Here is a 14,040-nt window from a genome sequence, read left to right as displayed (position 1 = left end):
TCTTGCCATGGTCAACGTGACCAATCGTGCCGATGTTGCAGTGCGGCTTAGTGCGTTCGAACTTTTCCTTGGCCATCGTCTCTACCTTCGCGCCGGCGGCTGGGTTGTTGGGAATAACTCGTTAGGGAGCTGGAGCGGGTAGCGGGAATCGAACCCGCATCCTCAGCTTGGAAGGCTGCTGCACTACCATTGTGCTATACCCGCCCAATCACCCTCAGGGGCTAGCGGGGTCGCGATTGGCTCCCGGTCTTTCGGCTCTGGGACGCCCCCTGTTTTCAAGGGCGCTGCCTTCCGGAACTCATCGCGCGCATGGTGGGGGAAGTAGGACTCGAACCTACGAAGGCTTACGCCAGGGGATTTACAGTCCCCCCCCTTTGCCACTCGGGACATTCCCCCAAGCACGCGATGGAGTTCCGAAGCCGGCGGCCTTTATCCGCTTCGACGAGCGACGGCAAGCCGTCAAACGCCGATGCGAAACAAAAGCTTCTTGGACCGTCGCCGGACGATGCTAAGAGCAGCGCCGGTTGGCCGAGAAGCCCTCGGGGCCCCAAATCGGAGCGCGTCTTATAGTGTCCTCTCATTCCGAACGCAACGACCGGAAACGCCCTTCTGCACAAGGACGCGATTTTCGTTCCAAGCCACGGAAACAAAATGACTTTTCCAGAGGCCAAGGCGACGCCAAGGACTGGATTTGGGGGACTCACGCCGTTGAAGCCGCGCTCGCCAACCCTCGCCGACCCGCTCCGAAGCGGCTTCTGGCGACACCGGACCGGGCCAAGCGACTCGCGCCGCATCTGCAGAAACTGAATTGCCTGCAGGTGATGGAGGGCCAGGAGATCGCCAAGCAGCTGCCCCAGGGCGCCGTGCACCAAGGTCTCGCCCTGAAAATCGACGAACCCGAGCCGATGACGATCGCCGAACTGGCGACGCCCGCGGGCGGCTTTCTGGTCATGCTCGACCAGATCACTGATCCGCAGAACATCGGCGCGATCTTCCGCTCGGCGGCGGCGTTCGGGGCCAAGGGCGTCATCCTGCAGGATCGCCACGCGCCAGCGCTTTCCGGCGTGCTGGCCAAGACCGCCGTCGGGGCCGTGGACAAGGTGTCGTACGCGCGCGTGGTCAATCTTTCCCGCGCCCTCGAGGAGCTGGCCGATCTCGGCTGGCGCGCCGTGGCCCTGGCCGGCGAGGCCGAGGAGAGCCTGGAGGCAGTGCTCGACGCCCAGCCGACGGTGCTCGTTTTGGGTTCGGAAGGCGAAGGGGTTCGTCGCCTCGTCGCCGAGCACTGCGACGCCTTGGGCAAAATCCCTATGCCCGGCGGCTTCGAGAGCCTCAATGTTTCCGCCGCCGCCGCGATCGCACTCTACGAGGCCTCAAAAGTTCGCGCGGTGGACGAAATCGTTTCGTGAATCTCTCTTAACCGTTTTGATTTCGTCGCAAGCTCGTGCTTCTCTCGTGAACAGTGGTCCGCGAGCGCTGCTCTGCGGAGGAATCTGACATGGGATCGGGGGACCCGATGTTTGGACGTAATACACGCTTGGCCGCCCTGGCGACCGCCGCGGCCGGCGTTCTGGCGCTCGCGGGCTGCAGCGCTGGCGACCCGGTCGCCTCCGCGCCGCCGCCCAGCGGTCAACAGAACGCCGCCGCGCCGCCGGAGCTGATGGGGGCGCCGCCGCCGCCCAACGCTGGCCAGGCCCAGGATGGGTTGCTGGGCGGTCCGACCGCAGCCGCCTCCACGCAAGCCCAGGCCCAGGCTCAAGCGGATGCGACGCGCCCCCCGCCGCCGCCGCCCCATAATTCTCATCTGAAGACCTGGCGTCGGCCGGACGGAACGCTGGTCACGGCCATGCGTCCGATCCCGAACCCGAAGGCCTCAAGCCACGCCGCCTCGGCTCCAGCGCGCCGGGTCCACACGACGATGCAGACGCATGGCGCGGCCGTTCCGGCCAAGCCTGCGACGGTGGCCGTCGTGAAGCCCGTGACTCCGAAGACCGTCGCGCCGGCTCCTGCGCCGATCAAGGCGGCTCAGCCCGCCCAGCCGACGGCGCCGCTGGCCAAGCCGCCCGTGGTCGCCGCCGCCGCGCCGGTCGCCGCGCCCGCTCCGGCCAAGCCCGCGACCAAGCTCGAACAACTGCAAGCCGCCGTGGCGCCGGCCGCCACCAATGGCGCGGTGCTGGCCACGGCGGAAAGCCTCGGCAAGGGTCAGCCGGGCCAGGTCACGCTCTCGCTGCCCGCGACCCTGGGCGAAATGATCCAGAAAGAAGCCGCCAAGCTCGGTCTGACCAAGGCGGCCAAAAAGACCAGCGCCTACGCCGAACTCCAGGGCGAGGGCTATGAGATCACGCCGAACGGCCGTCAAACCGCCGTCGTCAAGCCGGGCGAAGCCACCACTTTCGCGTGGCAGGTCAAACCCGGTCCGGAAGCCAAGGGCGAACTGAAGTCGGAGTTCGGGGTCGAAATGACCGGCGCCAAGGCGCCGCAAGGCTTCTCTCTGGGCGAAATCAGTAAGCGCGTCGCGGCGCTGCCGGAAACCGCCAAGAAGGGCATGGACAAGCTGGATCTGGGGGCTCTGAACGGCTCGATCTCGCTGCCCGGCCTTGGTCCGACGCCGATCAAGACCCTGCTGGGCGCGGCCCTGGTGCTTCTGGCGCTGATCATTCTGGTGGGTGTTTCGCGGAGCGTCTCGGCCTCGCGCCGCAAGGCGGAAAGCCAGCGCAAGTACCGCACGCTGACGGATTACGGCCGTAACGAGATGGAATTCGATACGCCGCTGGCCAGCACACATGTCTCTCACGTCAACCCGTTCCTCGCCGCCGCCGGCGGCGCGGCGGCAGGCGCTGTCGCGGCTTCGGCCATGACGCATCATGACGACCACGGGCATGGCCACGACGATCATCACCGCCATGACGACCACGGCCACGGCCATGACGACCACGGCCACGGTCATGACGACCATGGTCACGCCCACGGGCATGATGATCACGGGCACGGCGCTGATCTCCATGCCCACGCTCACCCTGAGCCCCACGCGCCTGCGGAGCACGTCTCGTACGTGAACCCCATGGTGGCGGCGGCTTCCGCCAGCCACAGCGATCATCACGGCCACGACGCGGCGCACGGCCACGATGATCACGGCCATGGCCACCACGACGACGGCCACGGCCACGGCGATCATGGGCATGGTCACGATGACCACGCGCATGGCCATGACGATCATGACCATGGCCACGACCATGGCGCTCATCACGCCCATGCCGAGCACACGGCCCATGTGACCCCGACCAGCCATGGCGACGATCATGGTCATGGCCATGGCGATGCTCACGGCCACGGCCATGACGATCATGGGCATGATGATCACGGCCACGACGCGCACGGCCATGGCGGACACGGTCATGATGACCACGGCCATCATGATGATCACGGCCACGGTCACCATGACGCCCACCACAAGGAACCCGAGCCCGCTCACCACTAGACCGAGCGCGCCCAGAACCAAGAGCCCCGGATCCGCTGATCCGGGGCTCTTTCTTTTCGCATCGTGCGCGAAAAGGCGTTTGCGCCTTGCATCGTCCCCCGCGTCAAAGCATTGAGAAGCCATGTTCGACGCTCTGATCGCCCAGTTCGGCGCCTTCCAAGGCCCGCTCACCGCCCTGCTGCAAGTCCTGATGATCGACCTTGTTCTGGCGGGCGATAACGCCGTGGCCGTGGGCCTGGCGGCCGGCGGCCTGCCGGCCAAGGAGCGCAAGAAGGTCATTTTGTACGGGCTAGGCGCGGCCGTCGTTCTGCGCATCACCTTCGCCCTGATCACCACCTGGCTGCTGGGCGTCGTGGGCCTGCTGCTGGCCGGCGGCTTCCTGCTGCTGTGGGTCTGCTGGAAGATGTGGCGCGAGCTGCGCGAGCAGACGACCCACGACGAGGCCGACGCCATGGCCTCGATCGATGACGACCCGACCACCGAGCCGCGCGCCCGTCCGAACAAGACCTTCAAGGCCGCGTTCCTGCAGGTGCTCATCGCCGACGTCTCGATGTCGCTGGACAACGTTCTGGCCGTCGCCGGCGCCGCCCGCGAGCACCCCGGCATCCTGATCTTTGGCTTGCTGCTGTCGATCGTCCTGATGGGCGTGGCCGCCACCGCGATCGCAAACCTGCTGCACAAGCACCGCTGGATCGGCTTTGTCGGCCTCGCGATCGTGCTCTACGTCGCCGTGCATATGATTTGGCAAGGCCACCGCAGCGTGGTGATGGACCTGAACCAGACGCCTGCCTACAACGCGGCGGTCCCCGCCCCGCTCGACATCAAGCCGGACGAGATCGCCCAGCACAACAAGCACCGCTGACGGGGCTTCAGCGACCCGGCAGAGGCGGCAGATCCAGGCGTCTCAGCTCGGCCATCTGCACGTAGAGGCGCAGAATACGGGCGTGACGCGCGGTGTCGCCCCGAGCCTCCACCGCCTCGTGCAGGCCGATCAAGGCCAGGCGCAGGGCGGCGTTCACACGGTCTAGCGCGCTGATCGTCAGCTCTGCGGGATCCGCCGGCCAACTGCGCTCAAGACCATAGTCTCCAGCGGCGTCGGCCAGAATCTCGCGGATGGCGGTGTTCTCGGTGACCCGAGCCGCCGCACCCCGCTCTGCCTCTTGGGCTGCGAGCAGCGACAGCAACGCCACTACCGCGACCTTGCCGGCCATGAACTCGCCCTGCTGTTCGGGCGGCCCCGGCTCGGCCATGCACAGGAAGTTGCCGACCAGGATATCGGGCACGCTCGGCGTCATGAAAGCCCCTCCAGGCGCAGCAGCATCTCGGCCAGGATCTGGTCGTGGCGGCGGGCGGTATACCAGCCCGAAATCGCCAGAACCGGATCCTTGAACCCGCCATCACGGTATTCCTTGGCCGCCGAGGTCCAGATCGCCTGGCCCTTCACGGCGTTGAACAGCGACCACCAGGCTAGGGCCGCCTCGTCGACCTCAAGGCCGCTGGTCTGTTTCCAGAGGGCCAGCGCCTCGTCGCGTGGCAGCATCCCGCCCACCTTGTCGGCCTCGAAGTGTCCCCACAGGGGGTCCATGGCCCAGCCCAGGTCCTCCAGCGGATCGCCCAGGTGGACCATTTCCCAATCCAGGATCGCCAGGACCTTGCCCGCGCCGTCGTGCAGGAAGTTGCCGGTCCGATAGTCGCCGTGCACCACGCGCACGGCCTGGGCCGACGGTGGCGGGCGACGACGCAGGGCGCGGATCGCCGCCCAGACGATGGGTTGCGGATGCTGTTGATCGTCCTTGATGACCTTGGTCCAGTGATCCAGTGCGATCCGCCAGCAGTCCTCGGGCCCGGGGCGCTCGGCCGCCCTGGCCAGCGGCAAGGTCGTCGGATCGGCTGCAGCGATGGTTCCGAGGATCCGGAAGAACTGCTCGCCGATCGTCCGGGCGTGCTCGCCATAAGGAACGACCGTGAAGGGCGAGGCGGCGGTCCCGCCCTCGACGCGCTCCATGATGAAGAACGGCCGCTCCAGCTCCGCGCCCTCGGGCTCCATGGCGACGGGACGCGGAACCGGGAGGGAGCCGTGGAATGACGCGAAGGCTAGATATTCCAGGTTTCGATCGGTCTCGATCAGGCTGCCCGGCGGGTCCCGGCGCAGGATCAGAGGATGGGCCTGGCCATCCGCCACAGCTGTGAAGCGATAGGTTTCACGACTGGCGCCGCCGGGAATGCGCGACAGGTCCGAGACGGTCACCGGCGTCAACCAGATCCGCGAGAGGTAGGCTTGCAGGCTCTCGGTGAGGCTCATGGGGCCAGATCCAGGATCGAGGCGAAGCCGGAGGGCGCGTGCGGGCCGATCGCCAATTGCTCAAAGACGCCGCGACCGACCCGAGACCGCCCCTCACCGTCCACATAGGTCACGCGGCTCAGCGCCTGGACATGCAGGTGGTGCGGCAGGCGACGGTCGATATCGGCCAGCACAAAGTCTTCCCGTTCGACTTTCAGTTCGCCCTGGTTATGGCCGTGCCCCCAGGTCGGGTGGGTGTAGCCCAGGCCCAGCATGAAGAACTCGGTCTGCGGTTCGATGGTCACCGAACCGCCGTCGCCCAGATCCAGGGTCGCGGTGCTGGCGTGGCGCGTGCCGCTCCTCCAGCGGATGTCGCACGACGATTGGGCGAAACCGCCGAACGCCTCCTCGTGGCCGCCATCCTCCAGCCAGACAGCGCGCCGGTTCCAGGGCCGTCCCAGCTCGTCGTCATTGGTGTGGAAGAAGAAGCTGCCGTCGGCGAAGTTGCAGGGGCTCCACAGCCAGAAGAACTGCGGCGGAACGGGCGGAACCGGCTCCTGCGGATCGCGCGCGCCGACCGGCCTTACGCCCCACGAGCGGTCGCGCGTGCCGACGAAGCCGTCGACGGCGGTGCGAACACCGTCTACCTCGACCCAGCCGCTGTAGCGGCCGTTTTGCGTCAGGCGGGTGTAGTCCATGAAGGCGCGTGGCCCGTTGCGGCGGATGAAGCGCGGCTCCTCGATCGGGAAGGCGCGGCCCTCGAAGACGATCTCGGCCGCGACGCCCTGCTCGGGGGCCTGCACGACCAGCTTCAGGCGTTGCAGCGGCTGCAACACCTCGATGGCGATCGGGCCGACCCTCAGGTCCATCCGCTCCATGCCGAGCCACCGACTGGCGTGGAGGTTGACCTGCTTGCCGCCCTTCATCACGCAGAACGAGGCGTCGGCGATGTTCAGGTGCGGATAGACGCCGAACGCCGCCGCGAAGAACAGGTCGCCGCCATCGCCCTCGGGCGCATAGCCGTTGAAGAAATAGCGATCATAGAAGTTCCGATCCGTGCCGGCGTAGGCCACGGGCTCGGGCGTCTGATGGATCGGATAGTCGTCGCCCCAGGTGAGCGCCATGCCGTCCCTCCCCTGTTCGCGCCGACGCTCTGACGGGCCGGCTTTACGAGCAGGTGAACGACGTTAAGGTCGCGACGAACGATTGCAACGGTGACGGAGCGTAAAGGCGATGGAAGGGTGGACACCCCGGACTTGGACGGGCCTTGCGGCCGCCAACGGTCTCTTGGCCGTGGCGTTCGGCGCCTTCGCCGCGCATGGGATCGAAGGCTGGAAAGCCGTCGAATGGCTGAAGACCGGCGCGCAGTACCAGATGATCCACGCCCTGGCCGTTTTCGCGGCCTTCACGCTGCACAAGGGCGGGGCCAAGAGCATGGGGATCGTGACCGCCCTGTTCTTCGTCGGCATCCTGCTGTTCTCAGGTTCGCTCTACGCCATGGCCTTGGGCGCGCCGCGCCTCCTGGGGGCGATCACACCGCTAGGCGGTCTGTCGTTCATGGCCGGCTGGGCGCTGATGGCCTGGCGGGGATTCAACCTGCCTCAGGCCTGAATCTTCTTCGCGCCCGGCAGGGCCAGCAGGAAGATCGCCAGCGCGGATCCAACTAGACAGGCGAACATCACCCCGGCCACCGGGCGAGGCGTCCCGTCATGCAGCGCCGCGCCGGCCCACGAGGCCAAGGCGCCCGCGCCGAACGACGCTGAACCCATCAACGCAGAGATCGAGCCCGCCCGGCGGGGATCGACGCTGAGCGCTCCGGCCATGGTGTTGCCGCCCATCAGGCCGTAGATCGAGAGGGCGACGAACAGCAGCGGCAACACGGTCCACTGCCCGCCCCAGCCGGTCCAGGCCGCCAGGGTCAGCAGGAGCGCCGCGACGATCGAGGCGATACTGGCCCGCGCGAGCACCTGGTCGGGCGTGGATCGCCGCAGCAGCCAGCGGTTGACCTGGCTGGCGCCGATGATGCCGACGGCGTTGAAAGCGAAGACCAGATTGAACACCAAGGGGCTGTGGCCGTAGGTCCCCATCACCAGGTCCGGCGCGCCCGAGATGTAGGTGAACAACACCGCCCCGTTCAGCGCCCCCGCCAGCGCATAACCCATCAGCCGCCGCATCCCGAACAGCGCGACATAGGCCTTCAGCGGGTTTTCGCCCCGCGCCTGCGCCTCGGTCGCCGCCGAGCGCGATTCCGTCAGGCTCAGCACCACCCAGGCGGCGATCAGCACGCCGAACAGAGCCAGGCTCCAGAACACCCCGCGCCAGCCGGCCACGAACTGGACGACGCCGCCCAGCTGCGGCGCCAGCACTGGGGCCAGCCCCATGATCAGGGTCATCAGCGACAGGACACGCGCGGTGTCGGTGTGGCTGAAGCGGTCACGCACCACCGCGCGCGCAATCACCGGGCCCGCGCAGCCGCCCAACGCCTGGGCGAACCGGGCGGCGATCAGGGTCTCGATATTGGGCGCGATCGCGCAGACGATCGAAGCGCCGATGAACAGTCCGATCCCGATCAATAGGGGCGGCCGACGGCCGAAACGATCCGAGGCCGGCCCGTAGAACACCTGCCCGATCGCCATGCCTGCGAAGAAGGCCGCCAGGGTCGCCTGGGTCTCGTCCGGGGCCGCGTTCAGCGTCCGGCCAATCGAGGGCAGGCTGGACAGATACATGTCGATCGACATCGGCGCGAAGGCCGTCAGCGCGCCCAGAAGCAGGACAAGGCGCCACGGAACGTGGGCGGGCGGCGGGCTGGCGTCGGTCATGGCCGCCTTTTACGCCCGTTCGCCCCTACGGAAACCTCAAATGACGCTTGCCGGGCTCGTTCGCACGCAGCAGCTTATCGGCAATCACTTAGAAACGACGGGAGACAGCGCTCATGACGGACACCCTTCCGAGGCACCCGGCTCTCCCCGCCCCGCAGTACGCCGACGTGAATGGCATCCGGATGGCCTATTACGAGGCCGGTCCGCGCCAGGGCGTGCCGATCATCTTCTGCCACGGCTTCCCGGAGCTGGCCTTCTCATGGCGTCACCAGATCGCCGCCCTCGCCGCCGCCGGCCGCTGGGTGATCGCGCCCGATCAGCGCGGCTATGGCCTTACCCCAGGTCCCGAAGCGGTCGAGGCCTATGACATGGAGCATCTGACCGGCGACCTGGTCGGCCTGCTCGATCACCTCGGCGTCGAGAAGGCCATCTTCGTCGGTCACGACTGGGGCGGCATCGTCGTGTGGCAACTGCCGCTGATGCATCCTGACCGCGTCGCAGGGATCATCGGGCTCAACACGCCCTTCTTCCCGCGCCTGCCGCTGGACCCCATCCAGATGTACCGCAACGCCTATGGCGACGACATGTACATCGTCCACTTCCAGAAGCCGGGCGTCGCCGACGCGCAGCTAGGCGCGGATGTCGAGAAGACCATCCGCTATTTCATGCGCAAGCCGAAGGGCACGCAGGAGGACTTCCTGGCGCAGCCGGCCGAGCGCCGCAGCCTGGCGCTACAGACCGCCCTGGCCCACTACGAGCCCTCCTCGGACGACAACCAGTTCCTGACGCCTGACGAGTTGGCGTTCTTCGTCCAGGCGTTCCAGCGCACCGGCTTCACCGGCGGCATCAACTGGTACCGTAACTTCACCCGCAACTGGGAGCGCTCGGAACACCTGCCGCGCCGGATCGACGGCATTCCGTGCCTGATGATCATGGCCGAGCTGGACGTCGTGCTGCCGCCCGCCATGGCCGATCGCATGGGCGACCAGATCAGCGACCTGGAGAAGGTGCTGATCGAAGGCAGCGGTCACTGGACGCAGCAGGAAAAGCCGGCAGAGGTGAACGCAGCGCTTCTGGACTGGCTGGACCGCCGCTTCTCGCTGTAGCTCAGCTGCGGGCGTCGACCATCGCCTGGGCGCGGCGACGCATGGCGGCGGCCAGCTGCAGCATGGCCAGGGCCGAGGTCTCGTCGCGTTCAGCCGCGCGCATGGAATAGACGTTAGCCATGGCGAACAGGGCCTCGACCCGGTCCACGCCTTCGGCTCCAAACATCTCGCCGATCTGGCGATTCAGTTCCGCGAGCTGGGCCGGCTTCAGCATCGCCAGCAGCTCGTCGTCGGAATAATCTTCAGGCGCAATCTGAGTCATGCGCTCAGCATACAGAAGCTGACGAAAGGCATGAACCCGGCGCGATCCGCCGTTCACAACCCCGCGCCGAACGCGCTAGACTCCGGGCATGGATCGCTACGCTTCCGCTACCGCAATGAGTTCCGTCGGTCGCCGCGGCCTCTTCCGCGAGGTCGAGCCGTTTTCGTTCGGCTGGATGCCCACCGGCGGTCCGCACGAGATCTACTACGAGGAATGCGGCAATCCGCGCGGCAAGTCGTGCGTGATCTTGCATGGGGGTCCCGGCGGTGCGGTCAATCCGACCATGCGACGCTTCTTCGATCCGGCCAAATGGCGCATGGCGTTGTTTGATCAGCGTGGCTGCGGTCGGTCCCGCCCCAACGCCAGCCTGGACGACAACACCACCTGGAGCCTGATCGAGGACATCGAGCGCCTGCGAAAGCACCTGGGCGTCGAGAAGTGGACCGTGTTTGGCGGCTCCTGGGGTTCGACCCTGGCGCTGGCCTACGCGATCAAGCACCCTGAGCGGGTCGAGGGCCTGGTGCTGCGCGGCATCTTCCTGCTGACGGAGAAGGAGCTCCGCTGGTTCTACCAGGACGGCGCCTCGATGCTGTTTCCAGACGCCTGGGAGCGGTTCCTGGCCCCTATCCCCGAGGATGAGCGTGGCGACCTGATGGCCGCCTATCACCGCCGCCTCGTCGCGCCAGACCGCCGGGTGCAGCTTGAGGCCGCCGCCGCCTGGAGCCAGTGGGAGGGCGACACCATCTCGCTCAGAGGCCCGGAAGCACGACCCGCCAAATTCAACGAAGAAGACTTCGCGATCGCCTTCGCGCGGATCGAGAGTCACTTCTTCACCCACAAGGGTTTCTTCGACGAGGACGACTGGATCCTCAAGAACATCGACCGGATCCGCGACATCCCCGGCTGGATCGTCCAGGGCCGGTTCGATGTGGTGACGCCTCTGGACAGCGCGTGGCGGCTGCACAAGGCCTGGCCCGAGGCGCGGTTCGACATCGTCTGGGACGCCGGCCACGCCTCGACCGAGCCGGGCGTCATCGACGGCCTCGTGCGCGCCACTGAGGCCGCCCTGGTCAGCTAGCGGGCTCTAGCCGGCCTTCAGCCAACCGTTGTCCGCTAGCCAGTCGTACAGCCGGTCCGGCCACGCCTTGAGCGCGGCCTTTTGGCTACGCAAGCCCATGTTGAACGCATGGCCGCCCGACTGGAACAGGTGGAGCTCCACCGGAACCTTGGCGGCCCGGAACTTGTTCAGCAGCGCCACGGGCGGGGCCGAACAGCACTCGTCGTCGTTCGCGGCCACGATGAAGGCCGGCGGCGCATCGGAGGGAACCGACTGCGGCACGCCCAGCGGTCCGGGATAGACCAGAACCTGGAAGTCCGGACGGGCGCTGACCGCGTCGATCGCATCCGCCTTCGGATCCTGCGCCGCGCCTTGATAGACAGCGAGATTGACCGCCTCGCCGCCGGCCGAAAAGCCCATCAGGCCGATCCGCTTGGGATCAACGCTGAACTCAGCGGCGTGGGCGCGCACATACCGCACCGCGCGGACCGCGTCCTGGCGAGCATGATCAATCGTGTAGGGCGAGCCCTCCTCCCGGAAGAGACGGTACTTCACCACGAAGACCGCCACACCCTTGGGGTTCATCACCTTGGCCACGTCCGCGCCCTCGGAGTTGATGACCAGGATCCGATGCCCGCCGCCGGGCAGCACGACCAAGGCCGCGCCGGTGGCGACCTCCTTCGGTGGGAGATAGGCGGTGATGGAGGGGTTGTTCACGCCCTTGAGCCAATAGTCGGCCGCCTGCTCCGGGATCGCCTTGCGGCTCTCGAAACCGGGCGCGCCATTGGGCCAAAGCGGAATCTGCTGCTGCGCGAGCGCCGCCGTCGGCGCCAATAGCGCCGCGATCAGTACCAGCGCCCTCACAGCCTGACTGTCCGTCCCTCGCGCGCAGCGCGGTAGATCGCTTCGATTACGCGAAGGTCCTTCAGCCCCTCGCGGCCGTCGACGATCGGGTCACGGCCAGTCAGAATGCATTCCGACAGATGGTCCAGCTGCGCCGAGAACTGGTTCTTGAGCTGCGGCGCCGGTTCACGCGGCGCGGGCGGTCCGCCCAGCTGCGCGCGCATGGCCTGGCCCTGATAGCTGGTCGCCGGATCGATCTCGACCCAGCCCTTGGGCCCGCTCACCCGATAGCGGTTGCAGTTGACGCTGTAGGCCGACACGCAGTTGGCCGTGGCGCCCGACGGGAAGAGGAGCTGGAAGTTGATGATGTCCTCCACCTCACCGAAGCGGGGATCGGATCGGTCCGTGGACTCCACGGCGTTGACGGCCACAGGCTCCTCGCCCGAGAGGTAGCGGGCGGCGTTCAGGCTGTAGATGCCGATGTCCATCAGGCTGCCGCCGCCGGCCAGAGCCTTGTTCAGACGCCATTGCTTGGGATCGCCGATCGTGAAGCCGTGGTCGGTGACCACCGTGCGCACCGGCCCTAGCGCGCCGTCGCGCACCAGCTTGATGGCCTCGATATTGTGCGCCTGGAAGCGGCTGCGATAGCCGATCATCAGCTTGCGACCGGCCTTCTGGCAGGCGGCGATCATCGCCTCACAGTCAGCGACCGTATTGGCCATCGGCTTCTCGCACATCACGTGCTTGCCGGCTTTGGCGGCTCGCTCGGTGAAGGTCCGGTGCAGGCTGTTGGGCGTGATCACATAGACGATGTCGACGTCGGGATTGTCGATGATCTTGTCGAAGGTCTCGTAGCTGTAGCGATGGGTCTCGGGGATCCCGTACTGCTCGCCGTAGGTCTTGAGCTTCTCGGGCGTGCCGCTGACCAACGCCGCCAGACGCGAGTGCTCGCACTCGGCGAAGCGTGGCATGATGATCCGCGTGGCGTAGTAACCCAGGCCCAGGATCGCATAGCCCAGCTTACGGCCCGGCTGAGCGGCGAAGGCGCTGCGCGGCAGCCCTGCGACGCCAGCGGCCAGGCCCGCGGCGAGAAGACTTCTCTTGCTGATCGTTTCCATCGCTAGCGCCCCAGCCCCTTGGTCTTGGTGCGCACCCGCGCCACGAGATGGTTGGAGGTGATGAACAGCGTCCCGCCGTCCTCGCCGAACACGCAATTGGCCGCCGGAAAGCCGGTCTCGATCACGCCCAGCAGCTTGGCGTCCGGCGTCAGGATCAGGATGCCGCCCGGCCCGCTGGCGAAGAGCCGCCCCTGGGCGTCGACCTTCATGCCGTCCGGCAGGCCAGGCCCGCCGGCCTTCAGGAGGTCCGAGGCGTCGAAGAATACGCGCGAGGCCGTCGGTAGCCCGTCCGCTCCCAGGTCATAGGCCATGATCACGGGACGCTTCGGATCGGAGATGGCGACGTACAGACGCCGACCGTCCGGTGACAGGCCTACGCCGTTGGGGAAGCTGAGTGAGCCATCGACCAGGGCCACCTCGCCGTTCGGCCGCAGCAGATAGACGCCGTTGAAAGCCTGCTCCTTGGCCGGCGACGCATCCACCCCTTCGAGGCCATAGGGCGGATCGGTGAAGTAGAGCGAGCCCTTCAGCGGCCCATGACGAACCTCCACCAGATCGTTGGGGCTGTTGAACTTCTTGCCGTTGAAGGTCGTCGCCAGCAGCGTTTTCTTGCGGGTCTGAAGGTCGATCCGCGCCACGGCGCGGTTGCCGCAGTCGCAAACCAGCAACTCACCCGCCGTGCTGATGATCGCGCCGTTGGTGCCGGCCTCGCGGAAGATCTTGGTCGGCGGACCGTCATAGCCGGAGGGCCGCAGGAAGTCGGTCTTGCCGCCCTTGGCGTCCCACCGGTGCATGACGTTGCCGGGCACGTCGGAGAACAGCAGATAGCCGCCGTTCGCGACCCAGGCGGGCCCCTCGGCCCAGGTCACTCCATCGGCCAACTGCTCGATCGGCGCGTTGGCGTCGAGAACCGCATCAAGGTCGGGCGAAAGCCGGCGGATGCGGCCGATCCTGGGATAGTCCGCGATTGCCGCCAGGGCTCCAAACCCCTGCGCCCCCGCGATCAGGGCGACACCTGCGCCGAGCATGGCGCGTCGAGTGGTCATGGCGGCCTCCGCTTATGGTTGTTTGCGGGCTAG

The 14,040-nt window shown here is 67.0% G+C and carries 15 protein-coding genes and 2 tRNA genes; 6 read left to right on the top strand and 11 right to left on the bottom strand.

Going from position 1 to position 14,040, the window contains the following annotated elements:
* The 3 genes from ACT53N_RS15710 to ACT53N_RS15700 form a co-directional block, all read right to left on the bottom strand.
* Positions 1 to 76: hypothetical protein (locus tag ACT53N_RS15710; RefSeq protein ID WP_418161963.1), on the bottom strand; the 76-nt coding region annotated here is incomplete at its 3' end.
* Positions 77 to 130: 54 nt separating this feature from the next.
* A tRNA-Gly gene (locus tag ACT53N_RS15705) sits at positions 131 to 204 on the bottom strand.
* Positions 205 to 310: 106 nt separating this feature from the next.
* Positions 311 to 396: transfer RNA gene (locus ACT53N_RS15700), tRNA-Tyr, on the bottom strand.
* Between the two features lie 173 nt (positions 397 to 569).
* On the opposite strand from ACT53N_RS15700, the gene rlmB reads away from it, so the two are divergent.
* From rlmB to ACT53N_RS15685, 3 genes are all read left to right on the top strand, one after another.
* Positions 570 to 1,406, top strand: a complete 837-nt coding sequence (rlmB, locus tag ACT53N_RS15695; RefSeq protein WP_476064780.1) for a 23S rRNA (guanosine(2251)-2'-O)-methyltransferase RlmB — start codon at positions 570 to 572, stop codon at positions 1,404 to 1,406.
* A gap of 107 nt (positions 1,407 to 1,513) precedes the next feature.
* Positions 1,514 to 3,475 carry a stalk-specific protein StpX gene (stpX, locus tag ACT53N_RS15690; RefSeq protein ID WP_476064773.1) on the top strand — a complete coding sequence of 654 codons (1,962 nt, stop codon included), beginning with the start codon at positions 1,514 to 1,516 and terminating at the stop codon, positions 3,473 to 3,475.
* A gap of 121 nt (positions 3,476 to 3,596) precedes the next feature.
* Positions 3,597 to 4,337: a TerC family protein gene (locus ACT53N_RS15685; protein ID WP_476064772.1), complete on the top strand. Its 741-nt coding sequence runs from the start codon at positions 3,597 to 3,599 to the stop codon at positions 4,335 to 4,337.
* 7 nt (positions 4,338 to 4,344) lie between these two features.
* Here ACT53N_RS15685 and ACT53N_RS15680 read toward each other — a convergent pair whose 3' ends face one another.
* Genes ACT53N_RS15680 through ACT53N_RS15670 form a run of 3 tightly spaced genes read right to left on the bottom strand, consistent with a single transcriptional unit; the run spans position 4,345 to position 6,880 of the window.
* Positions 4,345 to 4,770 (bottom strand): hypothetical protein, encoded by a 426-nt coding sequence (locus tag ACT53N_RS15680; RefSeq protein WP_476064771.1) that lies wholly within the window; start codon positions 4,768 to 4,770, stop codon positions 4,345 to 4,347.
* Positions 4,767 to 5,777, bottom strand: a complete 1,011-nt coding sequence (locus tag ACT53N_RS15675) for a phosphotransferase family protein (protein ID WP_476064770.1) — start codon at positions 5,775 to 5,777, stop codon at positions 4,767 to 4,769. Before ACT53N_RS15675 ends, ACT53N_RS15680 begins: the two co-directional genes overlap by 4 nt.
* Complete coding sequence (locus ACT53N_RS15670; protein WP_476064769.1) at positions 5,774 to 6,880, bottom strand: Rv3169 family protein; 1,107 nt, start codon at positions 6,878 to 6,880, stop codon at positions 5,774 to 5,776. The genes ACT53N_RS15675 and ACT53N_RS15670 overlap by 4 nt, the downstream gene beginning before the upstream one ends.
* A 109-nt stretch (positions 6,881 to 6,989) precedes the next feature.
* Between ACT53N_RS15670 and ACT53N_RS15665 the strand changes: the two genes are divergently transcribed.
* Positions 6,990 to 7,367 carry a DUF423 domain-containing protein gene (locus tag ACT53N_RS15665; protein WP_476064768.1) on the top strand — a complete coding sequence of 126 codons (378 nt, stop codon included), beginning with the start codon at positions 6,990 to 6,992 and terminating at the stop codon, positions 7,365 to 7,367.
* Here ACT53N_RS15665 and ACT53N_RS15660 read toward each other — a convergent pair.
* A complete protein-coding gene (locus ACT53N_RS15660; protein WP_476064767.1) occupies positions 7,358 to 8,575 on the bottom strand; it encodes a multidrug effflux MFS transporter in 1,218 nt (405 codons plus the stop codon). The two genes, ACT53N_RS15665 and ACT53N_RS15660, sit on opposite strands and share 10 nt — an antisense overlap.
* A gap of 113 nt (positions 8,576 to 8,688) precedes the next feature.
* Here ACT53N_RS15660 and ACT53N_RS15655 point away from each other — a divergent pair, with 113 nt between their 5' ends.
* Positions 8,689 to 9,681, top strand: coding sequence for an alpha/beta fold hydrolase (locus ACT53N_RS15655; protein WP_476064766.1), 993 nt, complete (start codon positions 8,689 to 8,691; stop codon positions 9,679 to 9,681).
* A gap of 1 nt (position 9,682) precedes the next feature.
* On the opposite strand, the gene ACT53N_RS15650 is transcribed toward ACT53N_RS15655, so the two are convergent.
* Positions 9,683 to 9,943, bottom strand: coding sequence for a low temperature requirement protein A (locus ACT53N_RS15650; RefSeq protein WP_476064765.1), 261 nt, complete (start codon positions 9,941 to 9,943; stop codon positions 9,683 to 9,685).
* Positions 9,944 to 10,031: 88 nt separating this feature from the next.
* Here ACT53N_RS15650 and pip point away from each other — a divergent pair, with 88 nt between their 5' ends.
* A complete protein-coding gene (gene pip / locus ACT53N_RS15645) occupies positions 10,032 to 11,021 on the top strand; it encodes a prolyl aminopeptidase (protein ID WP_476064764.1) in 990 nt (329 codons plus the stop codon).
* A gap of 6 nt (positions 11,022 to 11,027) precedes the next feature.
* Here pip and ACT53N_RS15640 read toward each other — a convergent pair whose 3' ends face one another.
* From ACT53N_RS15640 to ACT53N_RS15630, 3 genes are read right to left on the bottom strand one after another with little or no spacing between them, the layout of a single operon-like run.
* The gene (locus ACT53N_RS15640; protein ID WP_476064763.1) at positions 11,028 to 11,864 is read right to left on the bottom strand and encodes an alpha/beta hydrolase; all 837 of its coding nucleotides are present in this window, start codon (positions 11,862 to 11,864) and stop codon (positions 11,028 to 11,030) included.
* Positions 11,861 to 13,057 carry a Gfo/Idh/MocA family protein gene (locus ACT53N_RS15635; RefSeq protein WP_476064762.1) on the bottom strand — a complete coding sequence of 399 codons (1,197 nt, stop codon included), beginning with the start codon at positions 13,055 to 13,057 and terminating at the stop codon, positions 11,861 to 11,863. The genes ACT53N_RS15640 and ACT53N_RS15635 overlap by 4 nt, the downstream gene beginning before the upstream one ends.
* On the bottom strand, positions 12,964 to 14,007 hold the full coding sequence (locus tag ACT53N_RS15630; protein WP_476064761.1) for an SMP-30/gluconolactonase/LRE family protein: 1,044 nt from the start codon (positions 14,005 to 14,007) through the stop codon (positions 12,964 to 12,966). Before ACT53N_RS15630 ends, ACT53N_RS15635 begins: the two co-directional genes overlap by 94 nt.
* Positions 14,008 to 14,040 lie beyond the last annotated feature (33 nt).

It is taken from the genome of Caulobacter sp. DMC95 (assembly GCF_056313785.1).
Note: the sequence above shows the minus strand (reverse complement) of the source record. Positions and strands in the feature narration are given on the sequence as shown.